Source organism: Piscinibacter gummiphilus (assembly GCF_032681285.1).
GTDB lineage: Bacteria > Pseudomonadota > Gammaproteobacteria > Burkholderiales > Burkholderiaceae_C > Rhizobacter > Rhizobacter gummiphilus_A.
This window is the reverse complement of record NZ_CP136336.1, coordinates 1039843-1062676: the sequence shown is the minus strand read 5'-3', so window position 1 is coordinate 1062676 and position 22834 is coordinate 1039843. Positions and strand designations below refer to the sequence as shown.

Annotated in this window: 22 protein-coding genes; 2 read left to right on the top strand and 20 right to left on the bottom strand. The window is 67.5% G+C overall.

What is annotated here, in order from left to right:
• Positions 1–12: 12 nt before the first annotated feature.
• From RXV79_RS05110 to RXV79_RS05060, 11 genes are all read right to left on the bottom strand, one after another.
• Entirely contained in the window at positions 13–1929 is a 1917-nt protein-coding gene (locus RXV79_RS05110; protein ID WP_316702395.1) for a polysaccharide biosynthesis protein, read from the bottom strand.
• On the bottom strand, positions 1926–2516 hold the full coding sequence (locus tag RXV79_RS05105) for a sugar transferase (protein ID WP_316702394.1): 591 nt from the start codon (positions 2514–2516) through the stop codon (positions 1926–1928). The genes RXV79_RS05110 and RXV79_RS05105 overlap by 4 nt, the downstream gene beginning before the upstream one ends.
• Positions 2517–2527: 11 nt before the next feature.
• A complete protein-coding gene (locus RXV79_RS05100; protein ID WP_316702393.1) occupies positions 2528–3694 on the bottom strand; it encodes a DegT/DnrJ/EryC1/StrS family aminotransferase in 1167 nt (388 codons plus the stop codon).
• A 4-nt stretch (positions 3695–3698) separates the two neighbouring features.
• Positions 3699–4406, bottom strand: a complete 708-nt coding sequence (locus tag RXV79_RS05095; protein ID WP_316702392.1) for a class I SAM-dependent methyltransferase — start codon at positions 4404–4406, stop codon at positions 3699–3701.
• Between the two features lie 2 nt (positions 4407–4408).
• Positions 4409–5440, bottom strand: a complete 1032-nt coding sequence (locus RXV79_RS05090) for a glycosyltransferase family 2 protein (RefSeq protein ID WP_316702391.1) — start codon at positions 5438–5440, stop codon at positions 4409–4411.
• Entirely contained in the window at positions 5437–6579 is a 1143-nt protein-coding gene (locus tag RXV79_RS05085; protein ID WP_316702390.1) for a glycosyltransferase family 4 protein, read from the bottom strand. Before RXV79_RS05085 ends, RXV79_RS05090 begins: the two co-directional genes overlap by 4 nt.
• 4 nt (positions 6580–6583) lie before the next feature.
• Positions 6584–7498 (bottom strand): class I SAM-dependent methyltransferase, encoded by a 915-nt coding sequence (locus RXV79_RS05080; RefSeq protein ID WP_316702389.1) that lies wholly within the window; start codon positions 7496–7498, stop codon positions 6584–6586.
• Positions 7499–7518: 20 nt separating this feature from the next.
• Positions 7519–8757, bottom strand: coding sequence for an oligosaccharide flippase family protein (locus RXV79_RS05075; protein ID WP_316702388.1), 1239 nt, complete (start codon positions 8755–8757; stop codon positions 7519–7521).
• Positions 8754–9503 (bottom strand): TylF/MycF/NovP-related O-methyltransferase, encoded by a 750-nt coding sequence (locus tag RXV79_RS05070; RefSeq protein WP_316702387.1) that lies wholly within the window; start codon positions 9501–9503, stop codon positions 8754–8756. Before RXV79_RS05070 ends, RXV79_RS05075 begins: the two co-directional genes overlap by 4 nt.
• A 73-nt stretch (positions 9504–9576) precedes the next feature.
• Positions 9577–10668, bottom strand: coding sequence for a glycosyltransferase (locus RXV79_RS05065; RefSeq protein WP_316702386.1), 1092 nt, complete (start codon positions 10666–10668; stop codon positions 9577–9579).
• Positions 10665–11204: an acyltransferase gene (locus RXV79_RS05060; RefSeq protein ID WP_316702385.1), complete on the bottom strand. Its 540-nt coding sequence runs from the start codon at positions 11202–11204 to the stop codon at positions 10665–10667. Before RXV79_RS05060 ends, RXV79_RS05065 begins: the two co-directional genes overlap by 4 nt.
• A gap of 72 nt (positions 11205–11276) precedes the next feature.
• Here RXV79_RS05060 and lysS point away from each other — a divergent pair, with 72 nt between their 5' ends.
• Positions 11277–12758 (top strand): lysine--tRNA ligase, encoded by a 1482-nt coding sequence (lysS, locus tag RXV79_RS05055; RefSeq protein WP_316702384.1) that lies wholly within the window; start codon positions 11277–11279, stop codon positions 12756–12758.
• A gap of 102 nt (positions 12759–12860) precedes the next feature.
• Positions 12861–13322, top strand: a complete 462-nt coding sequence (locus RXV79_RS05050) for a pyridoxamine 5'-phosphate oxidase (protein ID WP_316702383.1) — start codon at positions 12861–12863, stop codon at positions 13320–13322.
• A gap of 6 nt (positions 13323–13328) precedes the next feature.
• On the opposite strand, the gene RXV79_RS05045 is transcribed toward RXV79_RS05050, so the two are convergent.
• From RXV79_RS05045 to ftsW, 9 genes are all read right to left on the bottom strand, one after another.
• Positions 13329–13568, bottom strand: coding sequence for a hypothetical protein (locus RXV79_RS05045; RefSeq protein ID WP_296722722.1), 240 nt, complete (start codon positions 13566–13568; stop codon positions 13329–13331).
• A 116-nt stretch (positions 13569–13684) separates the two neighbouring features.
• Positions 13685–14620, bottom strand: coding sequence for a UDP-3-O-acyl-N-acetylglucosamine deacetylase (gene lpxC, locus RXV79_RS05040; RefSeq protein WP_316702382.1), 936 nt, complete (start codon positions 14618–14620; stop codon positions 13685–13687).
• A 96-nt stretch (positions 14621–14716) separates the two neighbouring features.
• The gene (gene ftsZ / locus RXV79_RS05035; RefSeq protein WP_316702381.1) at positions 14717–15916 is read right to left on the bottom strand and encodes a cell division protein FtsZ; all 1200 of its coding nucleotides are present in this window, start codon (positions 15914–15916) and stop codon (positions 14717–14719) included.
• A 196-nt stretch (positions 15917–16112) separates the two neighbouring features.
• Positions 16113–17342 (bottom strand): cell division protein FtsA, encoded by a 1230-nt coding sequence (ftsA, locus tag RXV79_RS05030; protein ID WP_316702380.1) that lies wholly within the window; start codon positions 17340–17342, stop codon positions 16113–16115.
• Positions 17343–17350: 8 nt separating this feature from the next.
• Entirely contained in the window at positions 17351–18169 is an 819-nt protein-coding gene (locus tag RXV79_RS05025) for a cell division protein FtsQ/DivIB (RefSeq protein ID WP_316702379.1), read from the bottom strand.
• A 2-nt stretch (positions 18170–18171) separates the two neighbouring features.
• The gene (locus RXV79_RS05020) at positions 18172–19137 is read right to left on the bottom strand and encodes a D-alanine--D-alanine ligase (protein WP_316702378.1); all 966 of its coding nucleotides are present in this window, start codon (positions 19135–19137) and stop codon (positions 18172–18174) included.
• Complete coding sequence (murC, locus tag RXV79_RS05015) at positions 19134–20543, bottom strand: UDP-N-acetylmuramate--L-alanine ligase (RefSeq protein WP_316702377.1); 1410 nt, start codon at positions 20541–20543, stop codon at positions 19134–19136. Before murC ends, RXV79_RS05020 begins: the two co-directional genes overlap by 4 nt.
• Positions 20540–21619, bottom strand: coding sequence for an undecaprenyldiphospho-muramoylpentapeptide beta-N-acetylglucosaminyltransferase (gene murG / locus RXV79_RS05010; RefSeq protein WP_316702376.1), 1080 nt, complete (start codon positions 21617–21619; stop codon positions 20540–20542). The genes murC and murG overlap by 4 nt, the downstream gene beginning before the upstream one ends.
• Positions 21616–22794 carry a putative lipid II flippase FtsW gene (ftsW, locus tag RXV79_RS05005; RefSeq protein WP_413816689.1) on the bottom strand — a complete coding sequence of 393 codons (1179 nt, stop codon included), beginning with the start codon at positions 22792–22794 and terminating at the stop codon, positions 21616–21618. The genes murG and ftsW overlap by 4 nt, the downstream gene beginning before the upstream one ends.
• Positions 22795–22834 lie beyond the last annotated feature (40 nt).

Sequence of the window (22834 nt, the reverse complement as noted above, 5' to 3'; positions counted from 1 at the left end):
ATAGATGAACGGCTATTGAGCAGCAGAGCGCGAGCCAGAAGGCCGGTACTCCGGAATGAATTCCTGAAGGGTACGCCGTTGAGACAGCGACGACTCCCCGACCTCGATCCCATTCAGCCAAGACAGCAGCCTCGACGTCCAATCCGGGTCGACCTGCGTCTGCAGCTTCGCGATCCTCAATCGCGGATGCCGGGATGCCACGGTGGCGTCTTGATCGGCGAGCACCTCTTCAAACAGCTTCTCTCCCGGGCGCAAGCCTGTGAAGACGATCGGAATCTCACCTTCACCGTGGCCGGAGAGACGAATCAAGTCACGCGCCAAATCCACGATCTTCACCGGCTCGCCCATGTCGAGCACGTAGACCTGCCCACTGTCGGCAAGGGCGGCTGCCTGCAGCACGAGTTGCGCAGCCTCAGGAATGGTCATGAAGTATCGAACGATGTCGGGGTGGGTCACCGTCAGCGGGCCACCCTTTGCGATCTGCTCCTTGAACTTCGGGATCACGCTGCCGCTCGATCCCAGAACGTTGCCGAATCGCACGGCCACGAACTGCGTGGAGAAGGTCTGTGCCGCCAAGTGGGAGATGAGCATTTCGGCAGCCCGCTTGCTGGCGCCCATCACATTGGTCGGATTCACCGCCTTGTCGGTGCTGATCAGGACAAAACGCTCTGCCCCACACCGCGCGGCGGCGTTGGCCGCGTGCCAGGTTCCCAGCGCATTGTTGCGGAGGGCCACCCAGGCGTTCTCTTCCTCCATGAGCGGCACATGCTTGTACGCGGCAGCGTGAAAAATGATCTGCGGCCGGTAGGTCATGCAGGCGTGTTCGATCTGCTGCGGGCTTTTCACGTCACCGATCAAACGGATCAGCTGCAAATGAGGATAGGCCTCGGACAGGCTCTGTTCAATCTGATAAAGCGCCAACTCGCTCAATTCGAAGAGCACCATGCGCGAGGGTCCATACCGGGCGACTTGCCGACACAGCTCCGAGCCGATCGACCCACCCGCCCCCGTCACAAGCACCGTCTTGCCCGAGATCAGCTCGGCGATCCCAGGCTCGTCGAGCACCACGGGCTCTCGCCCCAGCAGATCCTCGGGCTCGATGCTGCGCACGCGCTCGATGTGTGCTCGCCCGTTCTGCAGTTCGCTGGCAGAAGGCACGGTGAGCACCGGCAGGCCCACGGTCGACGCGAGGTCGACCGCACGCCGCCTCTGCGCCGCGGTCGCGCCGGGCAGCGCGACGATCACATGCGTGGCACCGGCGCGCACATCCTCGCGCGCCACATCGGCCAGTGAGCCCAGGACCTGCACACCGCCAATGCGGCCGCCCTGCTTGGCTTTGTCGTCGTCCAGCAAACCGAGCACGATCCAGCCCTGCTGGTGGATGGTGGCCAGCAGGCGCTTAGCCGCCTCGCCCGCGCCCATCACGATCGCCCGGCGCACCTCGACGTCGCTGCCGGTGATCCGCGACCGCGCATGTTCGTAGAGCATGCGGTAGGCAATTCGCACCACACACACACCCATCAAGGCGATGAACGGGTGCAAGGCCAGCACGGCACGCGGCACCTCGGCCAGGCGCGCCATTGACACCATCACCGCGCAGGCCGCGCCGGCGCCGAGGCAAGCGATGGTGAGGCGCTTCACCTCTTCGAAGCCTGAGAAGCGCCACATGCCGCGCGGAATCCCGCCGAGCAGGAACGCCAGCAGGTAGACCGCCACCACGCCCACCATCACATACGGATCGTAGGAAGGCCGCGCGCTGATCCAGCGCTCGAAGCCCAGGCGGAAGAGGTAGGTGATGTTCCAGCACAGCGCGATGACGAGCCCGTCGATCACCAGCGACAGCGGCTGGCGCCGCGGGCGGATGCGGGCCAACACCCGGTCGAGCTTGTGCCAGACGGTGAGGCCGCGATCAGCGTGGTCCTGCTTCATCGCCACCACACCAACTTCATGGTGCGCAGGATCAGCTGCAGGTCGAACGCGAGCGACGCCCGGTCCACGTATTGGGCCGCCAGTCTCAGCTTCGCCGGCATCACGACGTTCACATACTCCTGCTCAGGGTCGTCAGCCTTCGACAGACGCTCGCTTTCATCGCGATACTCGAGCGACGCCACATCGGTGATGCCAGGGCGCACGCTGAGCACCTTGTCGCGCAGCCCCGCCGGATACATCGCCACATAACGCGGCACCTCAGGGCGAGGGCCGACGAGGCTCATTTCGCCGAGCAGCACGTCGATCAGTTGCGGAAGCTCATCGAGCTTGGCGCGCCGCAGGAAGGCGCCCGCACGCGTGATCCTTCGATCCGCGCCGACGGTGATCAGCGCCCCTTGCCCGCCATGCGCCATGGTCCGGAACTTGTGGATGCGGAACGGCACGCCATGACGACCGATGCGCTCCTGGCGGAAGAACACTGGCCCCGGCGAATCGAGCTTGACCCACACCGCGATGGCTAGCAGCAGGGGCGACAACAGCAGCAGGCCGCAGGCCGACAGCACGAGGTCGAAGAGACGCTTGGCCATCGTGACCGTCTTCAACCCAGCGCGCGGCGCACCGCCTGCACGACCCGGTCCGCATCGGCTTCGGTCATGCGCGTGTACAGCGGAAGACTCACCATGCGTTCGAAGGCTTTCTGCGAATGCGGAAAGTCCGTCGGTTTGAGCTTGTAGCGGTCTCGCCAATACGGCTGCAGATGCAGCGGGATGTAGTGCACGCTGCAGCCAATGCCAGCCTCGTAAAGCGCTTCGATGAAGCGGTCACGGTGCAGCGCCACACCGTCCGCGAGGCGCACCACATACAGATGCCAGGCGTGCAGGTCGCCCTGTGCCGGAAGCGGCGGCGTGATCAGCGGCAGGTCGGCCAAGGCCGCGTTGAACTGCTGCGCCAACGTTTCGCGCTTCTGCTGGAACGCGCGGGCCCGCTTCAACTGCTGCAACCCCAACGCCGCCGCAATGTCCGTCAAGTTGTACTTGAACCCCGGCGCCACGATCTCGTAGTACCAGCTCGGCACCTTGGCGGTGAAACGGTCGAACGCATCGCGGCTCATGCCGTGCAGGCGCATCACCTTCATGCGGCTGGCCAACTCCGCATGACGCGTGACAACCATGCCGCCTTCGCCGGTGGTGATGGTCTTGTTGGCGTAAAAGCTGAAGACCGTGACGTCGGAATCGAGCGTGCCGACGAGCTTGCCGCCGCAGGTGGTGGGCAACGCATGCGCAGCGTCTTCCACCACCTTGAGGCCGTGCTTCTTCGCGATGGCCAGCAGCGCCGGCATGTCGGCCGCAAGTCCCGCGTAGTGGACCGGCATGATGGCCTTGGTGCGTGGCGTGATGGCGGCCTCCACGGCCTGGGGATCTATGCACAGCGTGGCGGGGTCGATGTCGACCAGCACCACATCGGCGCCGAGGTAGCGCACGACTTCGGCGGTGGCCGTGAAGGTGTGCGTGGTGGTGATCACCTCGTCGCCCGGGCCGATGCCCAGCGCTTCGAGTGCGAGGTGCAGGCCGGCGGTGGCCGAGTTGACGGCCAGCGACTGCAACGACGGGTCCCCGAGAAACGCCGTGAAATCCTCTTCGAAGCGCTTGGTCTTCGGGCCGGTGGTGACCCAGCCCGAGCGCAGCGTGTCCACCACCTCGGCGATCTCTTCTTCGCCGATGTCGGGCAAGGCGAACGGCAGGAACGGCAGCTTCTCGGATGTCATGGGTTCAGGGCTTGGCGAGCCAGCACAGCACGTGGGTGCGCAGCAGCGGCACGGTGTTGAACAGAGTGTAGAGCGCAGGGTGGATCCGGACGACCGCGCGGGCGATGGGTGGCGCGAGCGTCAGCTTCTGCGCCGTCACGCGGGCCTGCGGGAAGAGCCGTCGCACGCGTGAGAGCGGCACGCCGCGCACGTCGCGGTTGCGCGGGTTGTCGACGGTGAAGTCGTACCAGAGCACCCCGCCGCCGGGCTTGACGGCGGCCCACATGGCGTCGGCCAGGCGCTGCTGGAAGGCATCGTCCAGCAGCGACGAGAACACGGTGGACTGCAGCACGATGTCCACGCTCGAGGCTGCCGGGCTGAGCCCGAGCGCGTCGCCCTGCGACAAAGACACGGCCTGCGGCAGGCGTTCGCGGGCCTGCGCATGCCGCTCGGGCAGCAGTTCCACGCCAGACAGTCTGGCCGGGTCGAAGCCCAGCTGGACGAGCTCGACCAGGTTGCTGCCACTGCCACAGCCGACTTCGTGCAGGCGCAAGGCCGCGAGGTCGTGCCACCCGAGCCGGCGAAACAAGGCCAGCATCGCGCGCTGCCGCTCCTGCATCGGCCACAGCGCGGCCGGGTTGAGCAGGCTGTAGCGCGGATCCTGCGCCGTGCGCCTCGCGTAGCGCTCGCGCACCGCCTGGGCTTCCGCCGATTCCTTGGAGGTGTCGTCCATGTTCACCTCGTCAAGGTGGCAAACCGCGCACGGCCAGTGGCGCCGCGCAGCACGTCCCACCAGCCGGCCAGCGAGCCGATCCCGTAGCCCAGGTGATACGCCGCGATCACCGCCGGGATGCGCAGCACCACGGGCACCGGGCTGGCCTGCTGTTGCCAGACGGCGAGGGTCATCGCCAGCACGGCGGCGCCATACAGCGCAAGCAAGCCCAGCAACGGCCACACGACCCCGAACAAGGCCGGAACCGCCAGCACGGCGAGCGCCGCCACGAACAGGCTCGGCACCAGATGGCGAAGCGACGCCGCCTGCCCATGCTTCTTCATCACGAACGGCTTCCAGTAGCCGTACTGCAGGTACTGCCGGAACACCTGCGACAGCGTCGCACGCGGCCGGTAGGTGCTGCGGATGCGCGACGACTGCCAGACCTTGCCGCCGCCCTTGACGATGCGCAGGTTGTGCTCGTCGTCCTGGTTGCGCACGAGCTGCTCGTCGAACCCGCCGAAGCGCTCGAAGGTCTGGCGCGGCCAGCTGCCGAGGTAGACGGTGTCGACCCAGCCATTGAAGTCGAGCCGGCGCGACGAGGCCCCACCCGCGACCCAGCGCGACTGAAATGCGGCGGCCACGGCGTGCTGCATGGCGCCGGCATCGGCGTCGGGCACGGCGTGCCACGGGCCGCCCACGTTGTCGGCGCCGGTCTCGGCGTGAAGCGCGAGGCACTGCGCGATGTAGTCGGGTGCGTAGTCGGTGTGCACGTCCATGCGCACGATGATCTCGCCGGCGGCGACCTTCAGGGCAGCGTTGAGACCGGGGGAGACGATGCGTGCCGGGTTGGCGATCCAGGTGATGCGCGAGTCGCTCGCGTTCAGCTGCTGCAGCAGTTCGCGCGTGCCGTCGTCGCTGTCACCGTCGGCGATCACCAGCTGCAAGCGCCAGCCCGACGGCACCTGCTGGCTCAACACGCCCGCGCAGAAACGCTCGATGTAGCGCCGCTCGTTGCGGCACGGAACGATCACCGAAACCACACGCTCGCTCATGCCGCCACCGCCTGGCTGTAGGCCTGTTTGACGCCGACTTCACGCAGCAGCATCGCCCACCGCCGCTCGTGCTCCTGCGGGCTGAAAAGAGCGCGGCTACGCGCAATGGCCGCGCGGCCCATGGCAGCGCGCAGCGGTGCGGACGACAGCAGCTCGGTCAACGCGGCAGCAAGCCCGGCCGTGTCCTCCGCCGGCACCAGGCGGCCGGTGTCATCACCCAGGATCTCCGCCGGCCCGGTCGGGCAGTCGAAGGCGACGGCCGGCACGCCCAGCGCCTGCGCTTCCAGCAGTGCGAGCGGCATGCCTTCGTAGCGCGAGGACAGCACGAAGACGGCAGCCTCGCGGTAGAGCCGCTCGATCTGCGGCGTGGGCGCGAGCCATTCGATGCGGCCTGCCAACCCGAGCTGCGCCGCCAGCGCCTCGTGTTCGGCGCGCAGCGGGCCGTCGCCGACGATGCGCAGCCGCGCTTCGGGCAGCCGTCGCACCACCTCGACCCAGGCGCGCAGCAGCAGGTCGAAGCCCTTTTGCGCGACATGCCGCCCCACCGCGAGCACGACCGGTTGCGCCGGCAGTGCGGGCGCGTCGGCCTGCAGCGTGGAGCAGTTGTAGATCACCTCGGTGCGCGGGTTGATGGCGCGAAAGCGCGGGGCATCGGCCTGCGTCAGGCTCACCACCGCAGCCACCTTCGGGTACAAACGCTCGCGCAGACGCTGCCACAGCCGGGAGCGTGCGGCAAAGTGGTTGTGGTCGCAGCAGACGATGCGCGGCGCGTACCGGCCGCTGAAAAGCAGCGTCGAGCAGGCGGTGGTCAGGCCGTTGAGCAGCACCACGTCGGGCCGGTCGTCGCGGATGAGGCGCGACAGCACCCGGCCGATGCGCCATTGGCTGCGCAGCAGTTGCCAGGCCCGCCCGGCCCGTGAACGCGCCTCGTGTTGCCGCCACGCACCGGCGCCGGCCAGCACGCGCACGGCCGGCGCAAGCGGGTAGCGCACCGCATCGCGCGGCGTCGCGACACTGCCCACGGCCACGTCCATCCCCTCGCGCGACAGGTGGTTTGCCAGCGCGCACACAAAGCGCTCCACGCCACCCGAGATGTCCAGGCGGTCGCAGAGCAGCAGCACGCGCAGCGGTCGGCTCATCGTGTCATCGTGATTTGCGGATCAGCGCGTGCACGTCCACTTGCTGGTAGTCGGGCTCGGGGAGCGAGAGGCCGGCACGCTGCATGGCGCGCAGGCGCTCGCGGCCGGCGCGCAGCGCATCGATCAGCCCCCATTCGGCAAGCTGCCGCACGAAGCGCTGCCGGGTCGTGGGCGCCGCGGCAGCACCCGCGGCCGACGGGCCCTTGACCCACTCGTCCTGGGCGTAGTCCGACTGCTGCGGTGCCGGCAGCGGCCCGATGTCTTGCAGCTTGCGCGCGAGCACCAGCATGTAGACCTCATGGCTGTTGCAGAGGTTCACGCGCCGCTTCACGTCCATCGGGTTGGCCACCTTCCACCAGTGGCGGCGATCACCCTTGACCGCGAACCACACCCCGAGCAGTTCGAAGCCGTTCTCCCGCCGGTAGAGGTTGAAGAAGAGCTCGGGCGAGAACTGGTAGAAGCCGTGGCCCGACAGGTTGTTGGCCGGCAGCGAATGGAAGACGTGGCCGCCGACCTTGCAGAGGTCGACGACGTTGCGCCACGCGACCGGGAAGTTGAAGACGTGCTCGAGGCAGCCGAAGTCAAGCACCGCGTCGTAGGCGCCGCGCTGCGCGCTCGGCTCGGGCCAGGGCAGGTTCATGTCGTGGAGGTGCGTGGCTTGCTCGTAGCTGGAGGCGTCGACCGACTCGGCCTCGCGTGCCCCGAGCCACTGCTGCATCAGCGGCTCGAAGTAGCGCGGCGCACCGGCGGCACGAGCCGGCTCGGCAAGCGGCGGCAGGCCGCGCAGGCGGCGGTGGTCTTCCAGCTCGAAAGGCTCGATGAAGAGCGCCTGCCGGCCGATGGCCAGCGTGCGCTCATAGCGCACGCCGAGGTCTTGCGCGTGCGCGAGGAGATTGAGGTTGTGGATGTCGATGCCCACGTCGTGTGTTCCGTTCGTCTTCAGCGGCGCACGGTGAGCCACATGCCGCCCACCGCCACCGCCATCACCAGCAGTTCGACACCGATCGCCACCCACGCAAGGCCCACGGCACCGGCCGCACCGCCCCAGGTGGCCGCGCCCAGGGTGCCGGCAATGCCGCCGATCACCACGCAGCTGCGGTAGGCGGTGTCGAAGCGGCCACTGCCGAGCATCCAGTAGCCGATAAATTTCCAGCCGAGCAGCAGCGGCAGCAAGGCACCCAGCACCAGCATCGTCGCGCGCAAGGTCGCGAGGTCGATGTTGGCGGCACGGCTCAGCACCAGCGGCTCGATCAGCTGCCATCCCACAACGCCGGTCGAATACAGCACGAGGCCCACCGCCACACCACCCACGCTCCAGCGCGTCGCGTAGCGCAAGGCCACACGCGCGCCCTGCTGGAAGAGCGTGACGATGCGCGGGTAGACCACCGCGAACACCGGCTCCGCGGCGTTGAGCACCGCACGCACCAGACGATCGGCCATGAAGTAGGTGCCGAGATCGGGCTTGCTCATCTGCAGCGAGGCGGCGGCCGGCAAGGCGTAGGAGTAGGCGGCCCCGGCGATGGAGACGGGCATCATGGTCCAGCCCAGGCGCAGGCCGGGGCGCACGGCGGGCGCACTCCACAGGCCATGCTCACCGGGCAGGTCGCGGCGCAGCCACCACCAGCCGAGCGCGGCCAGCGCGGTCGACGCGACGAGTTGCAGCGTGAGGTAGACGATCGCGCTGTGGGCGAACGCCCAGCTCGCTGCGATCAGGAGGGCATAGACCAAGAGCTCGACCTGCGCCCAGCGCGCCAGTTGCTGTGTCGCCTGCAGGTACCAGGTGGCCGGCCAGCCGAGGGCGCAGGCCAGCGCTGCGATCGCGAGCGTGTCGGCCCACGCTTCGCCGCCATGACCGGCCAGCTGCACGGCCACGATGGAGAGCAACACCGCCGGCACGCACAGCACGCAGCGCGCGCTGAACACCTGCTGGGCCAGCTGCCAGCGGCGCGGCGCATCGGCATTGACGGCGAGGCGCGTGGCGGCAGCGAGAAAGCCCCCCTCGACCACCATCGCCAGCAACGCGCTCCACACCAGCACGAAGCTCAGGCGGCCGAACTCTTCCGGCCCGATGCGCGTGGCCATCAGCGGGAGCACCAGCACCGGCAGCAGCAGGCGCACCGCAGCGGCGGCATAGACCGCCGGCAGGGTTCGCGAGAGCTTCGGTGCTGCGCTGGTCATGCCTTGATGTGCAGGCGCGCGGTGTAGTCCACGCGGTGCAGGAACACCGGCTCGGCGGCGTTGGCGAAGTACTCGTCCACCGCCTGCCGCGCGCCTTGCCAGTGGCCGTAGTCGTCGATGATGAGCGGGCCGTGTTTGGCAAGCAGCGGGTAGAGGTGCTGCAGCTCGTGGCGGGTGGACTCGTACCAGTCGGTGTCGAGGCGCAGCAGGGCGATCTGCTTCGGCAGCATCGCGGGGATGGTGTCTTCGACCTTGCCCTGCACGTAGTGGATGCGCTCGGCTGGGTAGCCGGTGGAGGCAAGGTTGGCCTTCACGTCGTCCAGCCCGGCCACGGCCCACAGCGGGTGCTCGCGGTCGGTGCGCTGCAGCTGGGTTTGCGCCAGCTCGCCGCTCAAGGCCTTGTCGTGCTCGGTGGGCTCGCTCATGCCCTCGAAGGTGTCATACAGATAGAGGTGGCGCGAGGTGTCGCCGCGCGCCATCAGCGCGAGGGCAATGGCCATCATGCTGCCGCCGCGCCACACGCCGCACTCGACGACGTCGCCGGCGATGCGGTGCTTCACGATGTGGTCGACGGCACCGATGAGGCTGGCGCGGCGCTCCAGGCTCGTCATCGTGAAAGGAGAGACACGCTGGATGATCTGGCGGTCGGCCGGCGTCAGGTCGGCCAAGGCCTGGGCGTCGCGGTCGCCGGTGCGGGCCAGTTCCCAACCGGCGCGCGCCAGGGCGGCTTTGAGGAGTCTTTTCATGGGATGTGAGCGGGTCGATCAGGGCGGCAAGGGGCCGCGGATCGAAGCGGCGGATTGTCGCACCCGGCTGGCGCTAGACGCGGTAGGCCTGCCCGGCTTCGGCCACCAGCCGCTCCCAGCGCAAAGCGGCCTGGGCGGCGGCCAGTTTCTGCCGCACCTCGTCGCCGTGCGCCGCGAGGAAATCGAGGCAGGCGAGCACGGCTTCGGGCGTGCGGTCGCGCAGCAGCAAGCCTTCGAGGCCGTGGCGGCGCATGAAGGCACCCAGGTCGCCGGTGTCGGTGCAGAAGAAGACACGGCCGTGGTTGAGCAGCGCGTACAGCACGCCGGACTGCGAGGCACGCTGGTAGGGGAGGAGGAAGACGGCGTCCTGCGCCAGCAGCGCGAGAAGCTGTGCGTCGTCGAGGTAGCCGTCGTGCAGGGCCACGCCCGCGCCGCGCAGCTCCGCCTGCAGTTCATGCAGTTCCGGTGACCAGGCCCCGTAGACCGCCAGCGTCAGGCCGCGGCGCCGGATCTCGGTGGACTGCGCCAGCGCACGGAACAGCTCCACGCCCTTGTAGGGCTGCACCCGCCCCCAGAACACAAGCGCCTCGGCATGGAGCGGGCGGTCGTAAGGAACGGCCTCGGCCTGCGGCGTCACCGGCAACAGTCCATGCGGCAGCACCGTCGACTTGGCTCGGTAACGCTCGCCGTAGCGCTGCAGGAAGTCGTCGCGCGTCGCTTCGCTGACGAAGACAAGCTCGCGCGCGATGTCCGCCAAGCGCCGCGTCGGCGCATGCTGCGCACCGCTGAAACCATGCGGCACTGCGTTGTGCACGGTGAAGACGAACCTGCCGCGCATCAGCGCGAACACCAGCCATTCCAACGGCCAGAAGCCGCTGAACTGCAGGTTCACCGTGCCGTACCGGCCGGCGCGCAGCAGCACGCTGGCAAGCTGAAGCGCGTAGGCCCACGCGCCCCCGAGGCGGGACGCGACCGAGCTGGAGATCGCCCGCGCTACCACCTGCACCCCGGGCAGCGCACGCATCGCCTCCAGAAACTCACCGTTGTAGCGAGTGGTCGAGCCATAGAAATCGACCAGCCGCCCGTTCGCCGCCAAGGCCTTCACCAAGTGAAAGTCGTAGGGCAGCACGAAGGAGCCCGGGTCGACGATGGCAATGCGTTTCAATGCGCGAACCAGAAGCGGCGCTTGAGCGTGTACGCGGGCACGCAGCCCCGCTCGCCGATGTCGACCGCGGGGTTGCCGCCGACCATGCGCCCGGGCGGCACATCCTTGGTCACGACGGCACCGGCCATCACCACCGCGCCCTGCCCCACGTGCACGCCGGGCATCAGCATGGCACCGGCAAACACCACGGCGTGGTCGTCGAGACGGATCGGCGCAGCCTTGGTCGCAAACGTCGGGTCGTGCGGGTCGTGCCCCATGGTGTAGAGCTTTGCGTCATGGGCAATCGACACATGCCGCCCGATGGTGATGCCGCCGCGGTTGTCGAGGTACACCCCGCGGTTGACGAGCGACCCTTCCCCCACCGTGAGCCGGCCCACGTGAAAGAAGCGGATGCCGCCCTGCAGCGTGGCGCTGCGGTGGATGCGAAAACCGCACAGGCGGTAGAGCACCGGACGCGCAAAAAAAGGCAGCCAGCCGTGCACGGTGTTGATCAGCGCCAAGGCGATGAAATAGAGCTGATCGGCCACATGCCTCATAGGGCCGCGATTCTAGGGGTGGCCCACTTAGAATTGCCGGTTCGCTCAACCGCTTCATTTCCCCGCCCCGCCATGGAACAAGACGACAACCAGCTCATCGCCGAACGACGTGAAAAGCTCGCGGCGATCCGCAAACAGGGCGTGGCCTTCCCCAACGACTTCAAGCCCAAGGACCACGCGCTGGACCTGGCGCGCAAGCACGGCGACCTCGACAACGAAACGCTGGAGCCGCAGAACATCCAGGTGAGCGTGGCCGGCCGGCTGATGCTCAAGCGCGTGATGGGCAAGGCGAGCTTCGGCACGCTGCAAGACAGCACCGCGCGCATCCAGCTCTTCGTCACGAAAGACGCGCTGGGCGAGGAGGTCTACAACGCCTTCAAGCACTGGGATCTGGGCGACATCCTCGGCGCCGAAGGCACGCTCTTCAAGACCAAGACCGGCGAGCTCTCGGTGCGCGTAACCACGCTGCGCCTGCTCACCAAGAGCCTGCGTCCGCTGCCCGACAAATTCCACGGCATGACCGACCAGGAGCAGAAGTACCGCCAGCGCTATGTCGACCTCATCACCGACGACGACGCCCGCGCCCGCTTCGCCGCGCGCAGCCGTGCGCTCGCGTCGATCCGACAGTTCATGGTCGAGCACCACTTCATGGAAGTGGAGACGCCGATGCTGCACCCCATCCCCGGTGGCGCGAACGCCAAGCCCTTCGTCACCCACCACAACGCACTCGACCAGGACATGTTCCTGCGCATCGCGCCCGAGCTGTACCTCAAGCGCCTGATCGTGGGCGGCTTCGAGCGTGTGTTCGAGATCAACCGCAGCTTCCGCAACGAAGGCATCAGCGTCCGGCACAACCCGGAGTTCACGATGATGGAGTTCTACGCGGCCTACTGGAACCACCACGACCTGATGGACTACACCGAGCAGGTGCTGCGCCATGCCGCGCGCCATGCGACCGGCTCGGCGGTCGTCACCTACGGCGGCAAGACGGTCGACCTCGACAAGCCCTTCAAGCGCCTGACGGTGCGCGATTCGCTGGTCGAATTCGCCGGCCTGAGCGAGGCCGAAGCGGGCGATGCGAAGGTGCTGCGCGACAAGCTCAAGCACCTGGGCGAGGAAGCCCCGGCCCACTGGAAGCTGCCGGAACTGCAGTTCGGCCTCTTCGAAGCCGCGGTGGAAGAAAAGCTCTGGGACCCGACCTTCATCATCGACTACCCGGTCGAGGTGTCGCCGCTCGCCCGCGCCTCCGACACCGACCCGTCGATCACCGAGCGCTTCGAGCTGTTCATCACCGGCCGTGAATACGCCAATGGCTTCTCCGAGCTGAACGACGCCGAAGACCAGGCCGCGCGCTTCCAGGCGCAGGCCGCCAACAAGGAAGCGGGCGACGAAGAGGCGATGTACTACGACGCCGACTTCATCCGCGCGCTCGAGTACGGCATGCCCCCCACCGGCGGCTGCGGCATCGGCATCGACCGCCTGATGATGCTGATCACCGACAGCCCCAGCATCCGCGACGTGATCCTGTTCCCGTCGCTGCGCAAGGAAGGCTGAGATGGGCACGCCGCGGCTCGAGTCCTTGACGGAGATCGAGGCGGCGGTGTGGCGTGAACTCGCGGCCTGCGTACGCGACAAGCGCACCCCTGGCGCACCCCGGTGCTGGCCACGACCGACGGCGAGCTGGGCGATGGCCGCATCGTCGTGCTGCGCGAGGTGGTGCCGGAACAGCAGCGTGTGCTGGTCTACACCGACCGGCGCAGCGCCAAGGCGGCCCAGCTGGCCTTGCACCCGTGGGGCACGCTCGTGATGTGGTCGCCGGCGCTTGGCTGGCAGTTGCGCTGCCGGGTGGCGCTGAGCCTGGACACCTCGGGCTTGTCGGTCACCTCGCGGTGGGCGCGGATCAAGCTTTCGCCGGCGGCACAGGACTACCTCTCCCCCCTGCCCCCGGGCACGGAGCTCGACGAATGCGAACAAGCACCGCCTCGCGACCCCGAGGCACTGGCCCACTTCGCCGTGGTCGACGCGCAAGTGCAGGCCCTCGACTGGCTGGAGCTTCACCCCGACGGCCAACGCCGGGCGATCTTCGAAGGCGGCCGCGCCCGCTGGGTCCAGCCCTGACAGCCGCTATTCCTCGGCGACGACCTCGGTGACCGGCTTCTGCGTGCCGCTCATCACGCCGAAGATGTGGGCGTATACGTACACGTTGATGTACAGCAGCACGAAAACCATCGCGATCCGGAAGACCTTGACGCCAAGGCGCTTCCAGTCGCTGTTGTCGGCTGCGATGAAGATGCCCCAGCAAACCGCGCTGAACGCGAGCAACAAGCCGACGATGCCGGCAATGATCCAGCCAAAGATAACCATGCGATTGGGGGGTTGACGACCCCCGAACCATACCATCGGCGGATGGCAGCCCAAGACCGGGGCACCCCCTAACTTCTACGAACTACCAGATGTCTGGTAGGCGCCCGGCGGCACGGTCACCAGGCGGGGGCCAGTTCGGCGAGGCCGGCGGGCGCCTGGCGCTCGTCTTCGAAGGTGACGATCTCGTAGGCCGAGGCATCGGCCAGCACGGCGCGCAAGAGCTTGTTGTTGAGCGCGTGGCCCGACTTGTAGCCGGTGTAGGCGGCGATCAGCGGGTGGCCGAGCACGTGCATGTCGCCGATCGCATCGAGGATCTTGTGCTTCACGAACTCGTCGTCGTAGCGCAGGCCTTCGCTGTTGAGCACGCGGTAGTCGTCGACGACGATCACGTTGTCCATGCTGCCGCCCAGACCCAGGCCGCGCGAGCGCATCATCTCCACGTCCTTCGTGAAGCCGAAGGTGCGCGCGCGGGCGATGTCGCGCTTGTACTGGCCCGAGCCCATGTCGAAGGTGAACTGCTGGCCGGTCTGGTCGACCGCCGGGTGCTTGAACTCGATCTCGAAGGTGAGCTTGTAGCCGTCGTAGGGGTCGAGCCGCGCCCACTTGAGCGTGTTGCCCTCGCCTTCGCGCACTTCCACCGGCTTCCTGATGCGCAGGAAGCGCTTCGGCGCCTTCTGCACCTCGATGCCGGCGCTCTGCAGCAGGAACACGAACGAGGCGGCCGAGCCGTCGAGGATCGGCACCTCTTCGTTGGTGATGTCCACCACCAGGTTGTCGAGCCCGAGGCCGGCGCAGGCCGACAGCAGGTGCTCGATGGTGTTGACCTTGGGCGCACCCGGGTCGCCGGCGGGCGAGATGGTCGTGGCCATGCGCGTGTCGCACACGGCTTCGACCTTCACCGGGATGTCGACCGGCGATGGCAGGTCGACGCGGCGAAACATGATCCCGCTGTCGGCAGCGGCCGGCCGCAGGGTCAACTCGACCCGCTGGCCGCCGTGCACACCCACGCCGACGGCGCGGGTGATGGACTTGAGAGTGCGTTGGGCGAGCATGGCCATGATTTTAGGTGGCCTGGGTTTTCCCCAGGCTTGAGGATGCCTACCACGGCGATAGCGAGGGCCGGCTCACACCGGCCCTCGCGTCGCGACTCAGTCCGCCTGCTTACGGAGGAAAGCGGGGATCTCGATCTCGTCCATCCCGTTCGAGGCCAGCGCGTCCACCTTCGCCGCCGCCGTGCGGCCGTTGCGCCACACGCTCGGCACCGACAGGCTGCTGTAGTCGTGCGCCGTCTGCGTGGTGTGCACCGGCTGGGTCAGCACCGGGATGTTGTCGGTGCCGGTGCGTTGCGCCACGGTGTTGTGCACGACGGTCATCGGCGCCTGTTGCTGGCGCTTGGCGGGCGACAGGCCGGTGGCGATCACCGTCACGCGCAGCTGGTCGCCCAGGCTCTCGTCGTAGGCGGTGCCGTAGATCACGTGCGCATCGTCGGCCGCGTAACGGCGGATGGTGTTCATCGCATTGCGGCTTTCCGACAGCTTGAAGGTGCTGCGGCCAGCGGCGATCAGCACCAGCACGCCACGCGCGCCCGAGAGGTCGATGCCTTCGAGCAGCGGGCAGGCCACGGCCGATTCGGCCGCCTTGGTCGCACGGTCGGGGCCGCTCGCAATCGCAGTGCCCATCATCGCCTTGCCGGGCTCGCTCATCACCGTCTTCACGTCTTCGAAGTCGACGTTCACGAGACCCGGCACGTGGATGATGTCGCTGATGCCGCCCACGGCGTTCTTCAGCACGTCGTTGGCGTGCGCGAAGGCCTGGTCCTGCGTCACGTCGTCACCCAGCACGTCGAGCAGCTTGTCGTTGAGGATCACGATCAGCGAGTCGACGTTGGCTTCGAGCTCGGCCACGCCGTTGTCGGCGGCCTTCATGCGGCGGTTGCCTTCGAAGTCGAAGGGCTTGGTGACCACGCCCACCGTCAGGATGCCCATCTCCTTCGCCACACGTGCGATCACGGGAGCCGCACCGGTGCCGGTGCCGCCGCCCATGCCGGCGGTGATGAAGAGCATGTTGCTGCCCTTGATCGATTCGCGGATGCGGTCCACCGCCTCTTCAGCGGCTGCGCGGCCGGCTTCCGGCTTGGCGCCGGCGCCCAGGCCCGTGGTGCCGAGCTGGATTAGGTGGTGCGCGCTCGAGCGGTTGAGCGCCTGCGCGTCGGTGTTGGCGCAGACGAACTCCACGCCTTGCACACCCTGCGCAATCATGTGGTCGACCGCGTTGCCGCCGCCGCCGCCCACGCCGATCACCTTGATCTGGGTGCCCAGGTCGAACTCTTCGATCATTTCGATTGCCATGTCTGACTCCAATTCTTTGCAGTTGCCGTGTGTGTTGAAAAACTCGTCTTCTCTTCTTGCTGTGCTGCGGGTGGGCCCGCGGTCTGAGGTGGCCAAGCGCCTGGTGGGTCATGGCCCAGGTGGTGCGCCCGCTGGAGACGATCGTTGAGATGTGGATGGCGTGTCATGTGAACTCCCTGTATTCCAGATTCAGTCTTTAGAAATTGCCGAGGAACCAGTCTTTGGCCCGGCCGAACAGTGTTTTGACGGACCCCGCCTGCTGCGCGGCCTTGATGCCACGCGCACGGCCGAGGCGCGCTTCTTCGAGCAGGCCCATGACGGTGGCCGAGCGAGGGTTGGCCACCATGTCGTGGAGCGAGCCGTGGTAGGTGGGGAGGCCCTTGCGCACCGGCTTCAGGAAGATGTCTTCCCCGAGTTCCACCATGCCCGGCATCACCGCCGCGCCACCGGTGAGCACGATCCCGCTCGACAGCAGCTCTTCGTAGCCGCTGTCACGGATCACCTGGTGCACCAGCGAGAAGATCTCTTCCACACGCGGCTCGATCACACCCGCGAGCGCCTGGCGGCTCAGCATGCGCGGCGCGCGGTCGCCCAGGCCCGGCACTTCGAGTTGCTCGCTCGGGTCGGCCAGCAGTTGCTTGGCCACGCCGTACTCCACCTTGATCTCTTCCGCGTCTTTCGTCGGCGTGCGCAGCGCCATCGCGATGTCGCTCGTGATCAGGTCGCCGGCAATCGGGATCACCGCCGTGTGGCGGATCGCGCCGTCGGTGAAGATGGCCACATCGGTCGTGCCCGCGCCGATGTCGACGAGGGCCACGCCCAGGTCCTTCTCGTCTTCGGTCAGCACCGCATGGCTGCTGGCGCTCGGGTTGAGCACCAGCTGGTCGACTTCGAGCCCGCAGCGGCGCACGCACTTCACGATGTTCTCGGCGGCACTCTGCGCGCCGGTCACGATGTGCACCTTCACCTCCAGGCGCCCGCCGCTCATGCCGATCGGCTCCTTGACCTCGTGGCCGTCGATCACGAACTCCTGCGGCTCCACCAAGAGCAGGCGCTGGTCGTTCGGGATGTTGATCGCCTTGGCCGTCTCGACCACGCGCGTCACGTCGACCGGCGTCACTTCCTTGTCGCGCACGATCACCATGCCCGTCGAGTTCTGCCCGCGGATGTGGCTGCCGGTGATGCCGGTGTAGACGCGCGTGATCTTGCAGTCGGCCATCATCTCGGCCTCCTTCAAGGCCTGCTGGATGCTCTGCACCGTGGCGTCGATGTTGACCACCACGCCGCGCTTGAGCCCGTGTGCCGCCGCGATGCCGAGGCCGGCGACTCTCAGCTCGCCATCGGGCAAGACTTCGGCCACCACCGCCATCACCTTCGCGGTGCCGATGTCCAGGCCGACGACCAGGTCCTTGTATTCCTTGGCCATGTGTTCCCTCAATTTCTCCTGCCGGGCGGAGTGGCCACCGTCGTGGTGGTGATCCCCTTCAAGCGCACGGCATAACCTTCGTTGTGTCGCAGATCGGCGTAGACCAGCGGACGCTGGTAGCGCTCGATCACCTGCGTGACGGTGGCGACGAAGCGAACGCTGCGTGCCACCAGTTCGTCTTGTGTGCCCCGGCCGAGTTCGATCTCGGCGCCGTTGTCGAACTCGGCATGCCACGAGCCGCGCCCGCTCATCGAGAGTTGGTCGATGTGCATCTCGAGCGTCTCGAACACCGGCACCAGCCGCTGGTACATCGCGAGCACTTCGGCCGAGCTGCCATCTGGTCCCTTGAGCGTGGGCAGTGCTTCGTCTTCCACGTCACCGAGGTTGGCCTGGAAGACCTCACCCTGCTGGTTCACGAGCTGGTCGTCGCCGTCCTTCATGGCCCACAGCGCCACCGCATGGTGCTCTTCGAGCAGCACGCGCAGGCGGTTGGGCCACACGCGCTGCACGATGGCTTGCCTCACCCATGGCACCGCCTCGAAGGCCTGCTTGCCGCGAGACAGGTCGAGCGTGAAGTAGTTGCCCGCCAGTTGCGGCAGCGCATTGGCGCGGATGGTCGACACGCTGTTGCGCGTGACCTCACCCTCCACCTTCACCGACTTGATGTTGAACACCGGCTGGCGGATCAGCCACATCAGCGCCAGCGCCGCCATCAACACGCCGCCCACGATGAAGAGCATCGAGGCGGTGATGTTGACCAGGCGCACCTCGCCCGGCAGCTCGACGGCGGCCGGGTTGAAGCGAGGCGTGGCGGCTTGGGCGCGCATGTTCAGGTCTTGCTGCTGTCGAGTGACGCGTTGGCGATCAGGTGCAGGCACAGCTGCTCGTAGGGCATGCCGTTCGCCGCGGCCGACTTCGGCACCAGCGAGTGCGAGGTCATGCCCGGCGAGGTGTTCATCTCCAAGAGGTACGGCTTGCGGTCGCTCTTGCGGATCATCAGATCGGCACGGCCCCAGCCGCGGCAGTTCAGCGTGCGGTAGGCCTCGACGACGATGCGCTGGATCTCGCGCTCTTCCGCTTCCGGTAGGCCGCTCGGCACGTGGTACTTCACGACGTCGGTGAAGTACTTGTTCTGGTAGTCGTAGTCGCCTTCCGGCGCGGCGATGCGCACCACCGGCAGCGCCACCGCATTTGCACCCTGGCCCAGCACCGGGCAGGTCACCTCGTCGCCATCGATGAACTCTTCGCAGAGCACTTCGTGGTCGTACTTGGCCGCCAACGCCACCGCATCGGCCATCTCGGAATAGCCGCTCACCTTGCTGACGCCGATCGACGAGCCTTCATGCGGCGGCTTCACGAAGAGCGGCAGGCCCAGCTCGTCGGGCACGGCGCGCACGTCCTCGCGCGATTGGCGGTTCGCCGGCAGCACCACATAGCGCGGCGTCGGCAGGCCTTCGGCCAGCCAGATGCGCTTGGTCATCACCTTGTCCATCGCGATGCTCGAGGCCATCACGCCCGAGCCGGTGTAGGGGATGCCCAGCAGTTCGAGCGCACCCTGCACCGTGCCGTCTTCACCATGGCGGCCATGCAGCGCGATGAAGCAGCGGTCGAAGCCTTGCTTCTTCAGTTCGACGAGGTCCTGCTTGGCCGGGTCGAAGGCATGCGCGTTCACGCCTTGCGATTGCAGCGCCTGCAACACGCCCTCGCCCGACATCAGCGACACGTCGCGCTCGGCCGACGTCCCGCCCATCAGCACCGCGACCTTCCCCAGCGCCTTCACGTTGATGCTGCTCATGTGGCCTCCTTCAACATCTCCGCCACCTGCCCTGCGACCGCACCGATCGTGCCGGCACCCATCGCGATCACCACGTCGCCACCCTTGGCCTGCTCGGCGATCACCGCCGGCATTTGCGAGATCTCGTCGACGAAGATCGGATCGACCTTGCCGGCCACGCGAAGCGCGCGCGCCAGCGAGCGGCCGTCGGCCGCGACGATGGACGCCTCACCGGCGGCATAGACCTCGCCCAGCAGCACCGCGTCGGCCGTGCCCATCACCTTCACGAAGTCTTCGAAGCAATCCCGTGTGCGCGTATACCGATGCGGCTGGAAGGCGATCACGAGGCGCCGACCGGGAAAGGCGCCGCGCGCCGCCGCGATCACCGCCGCCATCTCGACCGGGTGGTGGCCGTAGTCGTCGATCAGCGTGAACTTGCCGCCGTCCTTCGCCGGCCAATCGCCATAGCGCTGGAAGCGCCGGCCCACGCCGTGGAACTCGCCGAGTGCCTTCACCAGCGGTGCATCGGGCAATTCCAGTTCGGTCGCCACCGCCACCGCGGCCAAGGCGTTCAGCACGTTGTGCTCGCCCGGCAGGTTGAGCGTGATGTCGAGATCCGGCATCACCACGCCGTTGCGGCGCTGCGCGGTGAAGCGCATCTGGCCGCCTTCGAGCGCCTTCACGTTGACCGCACGCACCTGGTTGTCAGGCCCGAAGCCGTAGGTCACCACCGGCCGCGACACCATCGGGATGATCGACTTCACCCCGGGGTCATCGCCACACAGGATGGCCGCGCCGTAGAACGGCATGCGGTGCAGGAACTCGACGAACGCGCCCTTGAGCTTGGTCAGGTCGTGCCCGTAGGTGTCCATGTGGTCGGCGTCGATGTTGGTCACGACGCTGATCACCGGCAGCAGGTTGAGGAATGAGGCATCCGACTCGTCGGCCTCCACCACGATGTAGTCGCCCGAGCCCAGGCGCGAGTTGGCACCGGCCGCGTTGAGCCGCCCGCCGATCACGAAGGTCGGGTCGACGCCCGCTTCGGCCAGCACGCTCGTCACGAGCGAGGTGGTCGTCGTCTTGCCGTGCGTGCCGGCGATGGCGATGCCCTGCTTCAGGCGCATCAGCTCGGCCAGCATCACCGCGCGCGGCACCAGCGGCACACGCTTGGCGCGGGCGGCCAGCACCTCGGGGTTGTCGCCCTTCACGGCGGTGGAGGTCACCACGGCCTGCGAGCCTTCGATGTTCTTGGCGTCGTGACCGACGAACACCTTGATGCCGAGTGACGCGAGCCGGCGCGAGACCGGGCTGTCGCTCTGGTCCGAGCCCGACACCGTGTAGCCGAGGTTGTGCAGGATCTCCGCGATCCCGCTCATGCCGGCACCACCGATGCCGACGAAGTGAATGTGTTTCACCGCGTGCTTCATGCGGCCACCAATCTTTCAAGTTCATCGGCCACCCGGGCCGCCGCGTGCACACGCGCCAGGGCACGCGCCTTGGTCGCCATGCTCATCAGCGCTTCGCGCGTGAGGCCCTTCAAGAGGTCTGCCAATCGCTGCGGCGTCAGCTCGCTCTGCGGCAGGTGGATCGCGGCGCCTTGCCGCGCCATCCATTCGGCGTTGTCACGCTGGTGGCTGGTCGTGCTCACGACCAGCGGCACCAGCACGCTCGCCACGCCAGCCGCACACAGCTCGCTCACCGTCACCGCGCCGGCACGGCAGATGATCACGTCGCACTCGGCCAGGCGCTCGCTCATGTTGTGGATGAAGGGCAGCACCTCGGCATCGACATGCAGCGCGGCGTAGTCGGCGCGCGCCTTCTCGAAGTTCGCCGTGCCGGTCTGGTGCGTCACCACCGGCCGCTCGCGCAACGGCAGCAGCGCGATGGCACGCGGCAGCGCGTCGTTGAGCGCGCTCGCGCCGAGGCTGCCGCCCACCACCAGCACGCGCAGCGCGCCGATGCGGCCTTCGAAGCGCTCCAGCGGCGGCGGCAGGCTCTCGATCTCGGGTCGCACCGGGTTCCCGGTGACGATGCCCTGCTTGAACTTGTGCGCCGCTTCACCGTCGAAGCCGAAGGCCACCTTGTCGGCCACCGGCAGCAGGCTCTTGTTGCTCATCAGCAGCGACGCGTCGGCGTTCACCAGCATCAGCGGCTTGCTCAGCAGCGAGGCCATCAGGCCGCCCGGGAAGCACACGTAGCCGCCCATGCCGAGCACCGCGCTGGCCTTTCGCTTGCGCAGGATCTGCAGGCAGCTCCAGAACGCCAGCAGCAACCGGAAGCCGCCGGTCGCGGTGTGCAGCAGGCCCTTGCCGCGCAGGCCGCTGAAGGCGATGTTGTCCATCGGGATGCCCGAGGGCGGCACGAGCTTGTTCTCCATGCCATGCGTGGTGCCGAGCCAGCTGACGGTCCAGCCGCGCTTCTGCATTTCGGTCGCGACCGCGAGGCCGGGAATCACGTGCCCCCCCGTACCCGCCGCCATGATGACGAGGTGCTTGGCGCTCATGCGCGGCCCCCTCTCATCAGCTGCCGGTTCTCAATGTCGATGCGCAAGACGATCGCAAGCGTCACCAGGTTCATCAGGATGCCCGAGCCGCCGAAGCTCATCAGCGGCAGCGTCAGCCCCTTGGTCGGCAGCACGCCCAGGTTCACACCCATGTTGATGAAGGCCTGGCCGCCGATCCAGATGCCGATGCCTTGCGCGAAGAGCCCGGCGAACACCCGGTCGAGTGCCACCGCCTGGCGGCCGATGTGGAAGATGCGCCGTGCGAGCCAGAAGAAGGCGCAGATCACGGCCGCCACGCCGATGAAGCCCAGCTCCTCGCCGATCACGGCGAGCAGGAAGTCGGTGTGCGCCTCGGGCAGGTAGTGCAGCTTCTCGACGCTGCCGCCCAGCCCCTGGCCGAAGATCTCGCCGCGGCCGAAGGCGATCAGCGAGTGCGAGAGCTGGTAGGCCTTGCCGAGCGTGTACTTCTCGTCCCACGGGTTGAGGTAGGCAAAGATGCGCTCGCGCCGCCATTCGCTGAAGGTGATCATCAGCACGAAGGCGCCCACCAGCACGGCGGTGATCAGGAAGAACATGCGCCCGTTCACGCCGCCGAGGAAGAGGATGCCCATCGCGATGGCCGCGATCACCATGAAGGCGCCCATGTCGGGCTCGGCGAGCAGCAGGAGGCCCACCACCGCCACGCTCACCGCCATCGGCATCACGGCCCGGAAGAAGTTCTCCTTCACCTCCATCTTGCGCACCATGTAGTTGGCGGCGTAGAGCGCAATCGCGAGCTTGGCGAGCTCGGACGGCTGGAAGTTGGTGAAGCCCAGCGGGATCCAGCGGCGCGCGCCGTTCACGCCCTTGCCGATGCCGGGGATCAGCACCAGCACCAGCAGCAGGAGTGCCGCCACGAACACCCAGGGCGCGAATTTCTCCCACACGTTCACCGGCACCTGGATCACGATCACCGCTGCGACAAATGCCACGAGGATGGACAGCGCATGCCGCACGAGGAAGTGCGTGGGCGCATAGCGCGCGAACTTCGGGTTGTCTGGCAGCGCGACCGAGGCCGAATAGACCATCACGAGGCCGAGCGCCATCAAGGCCAGCACGACCCAGATCAGCTGCAGGTCGAAGCCATGCAGCTTGGTGGGCTGGCCGGATGCACCGGTCCAGTCGCGGATGGGCACGCTGCTGCTGCCGTCGCGCTTGACGAGCGACAGCAGCCGC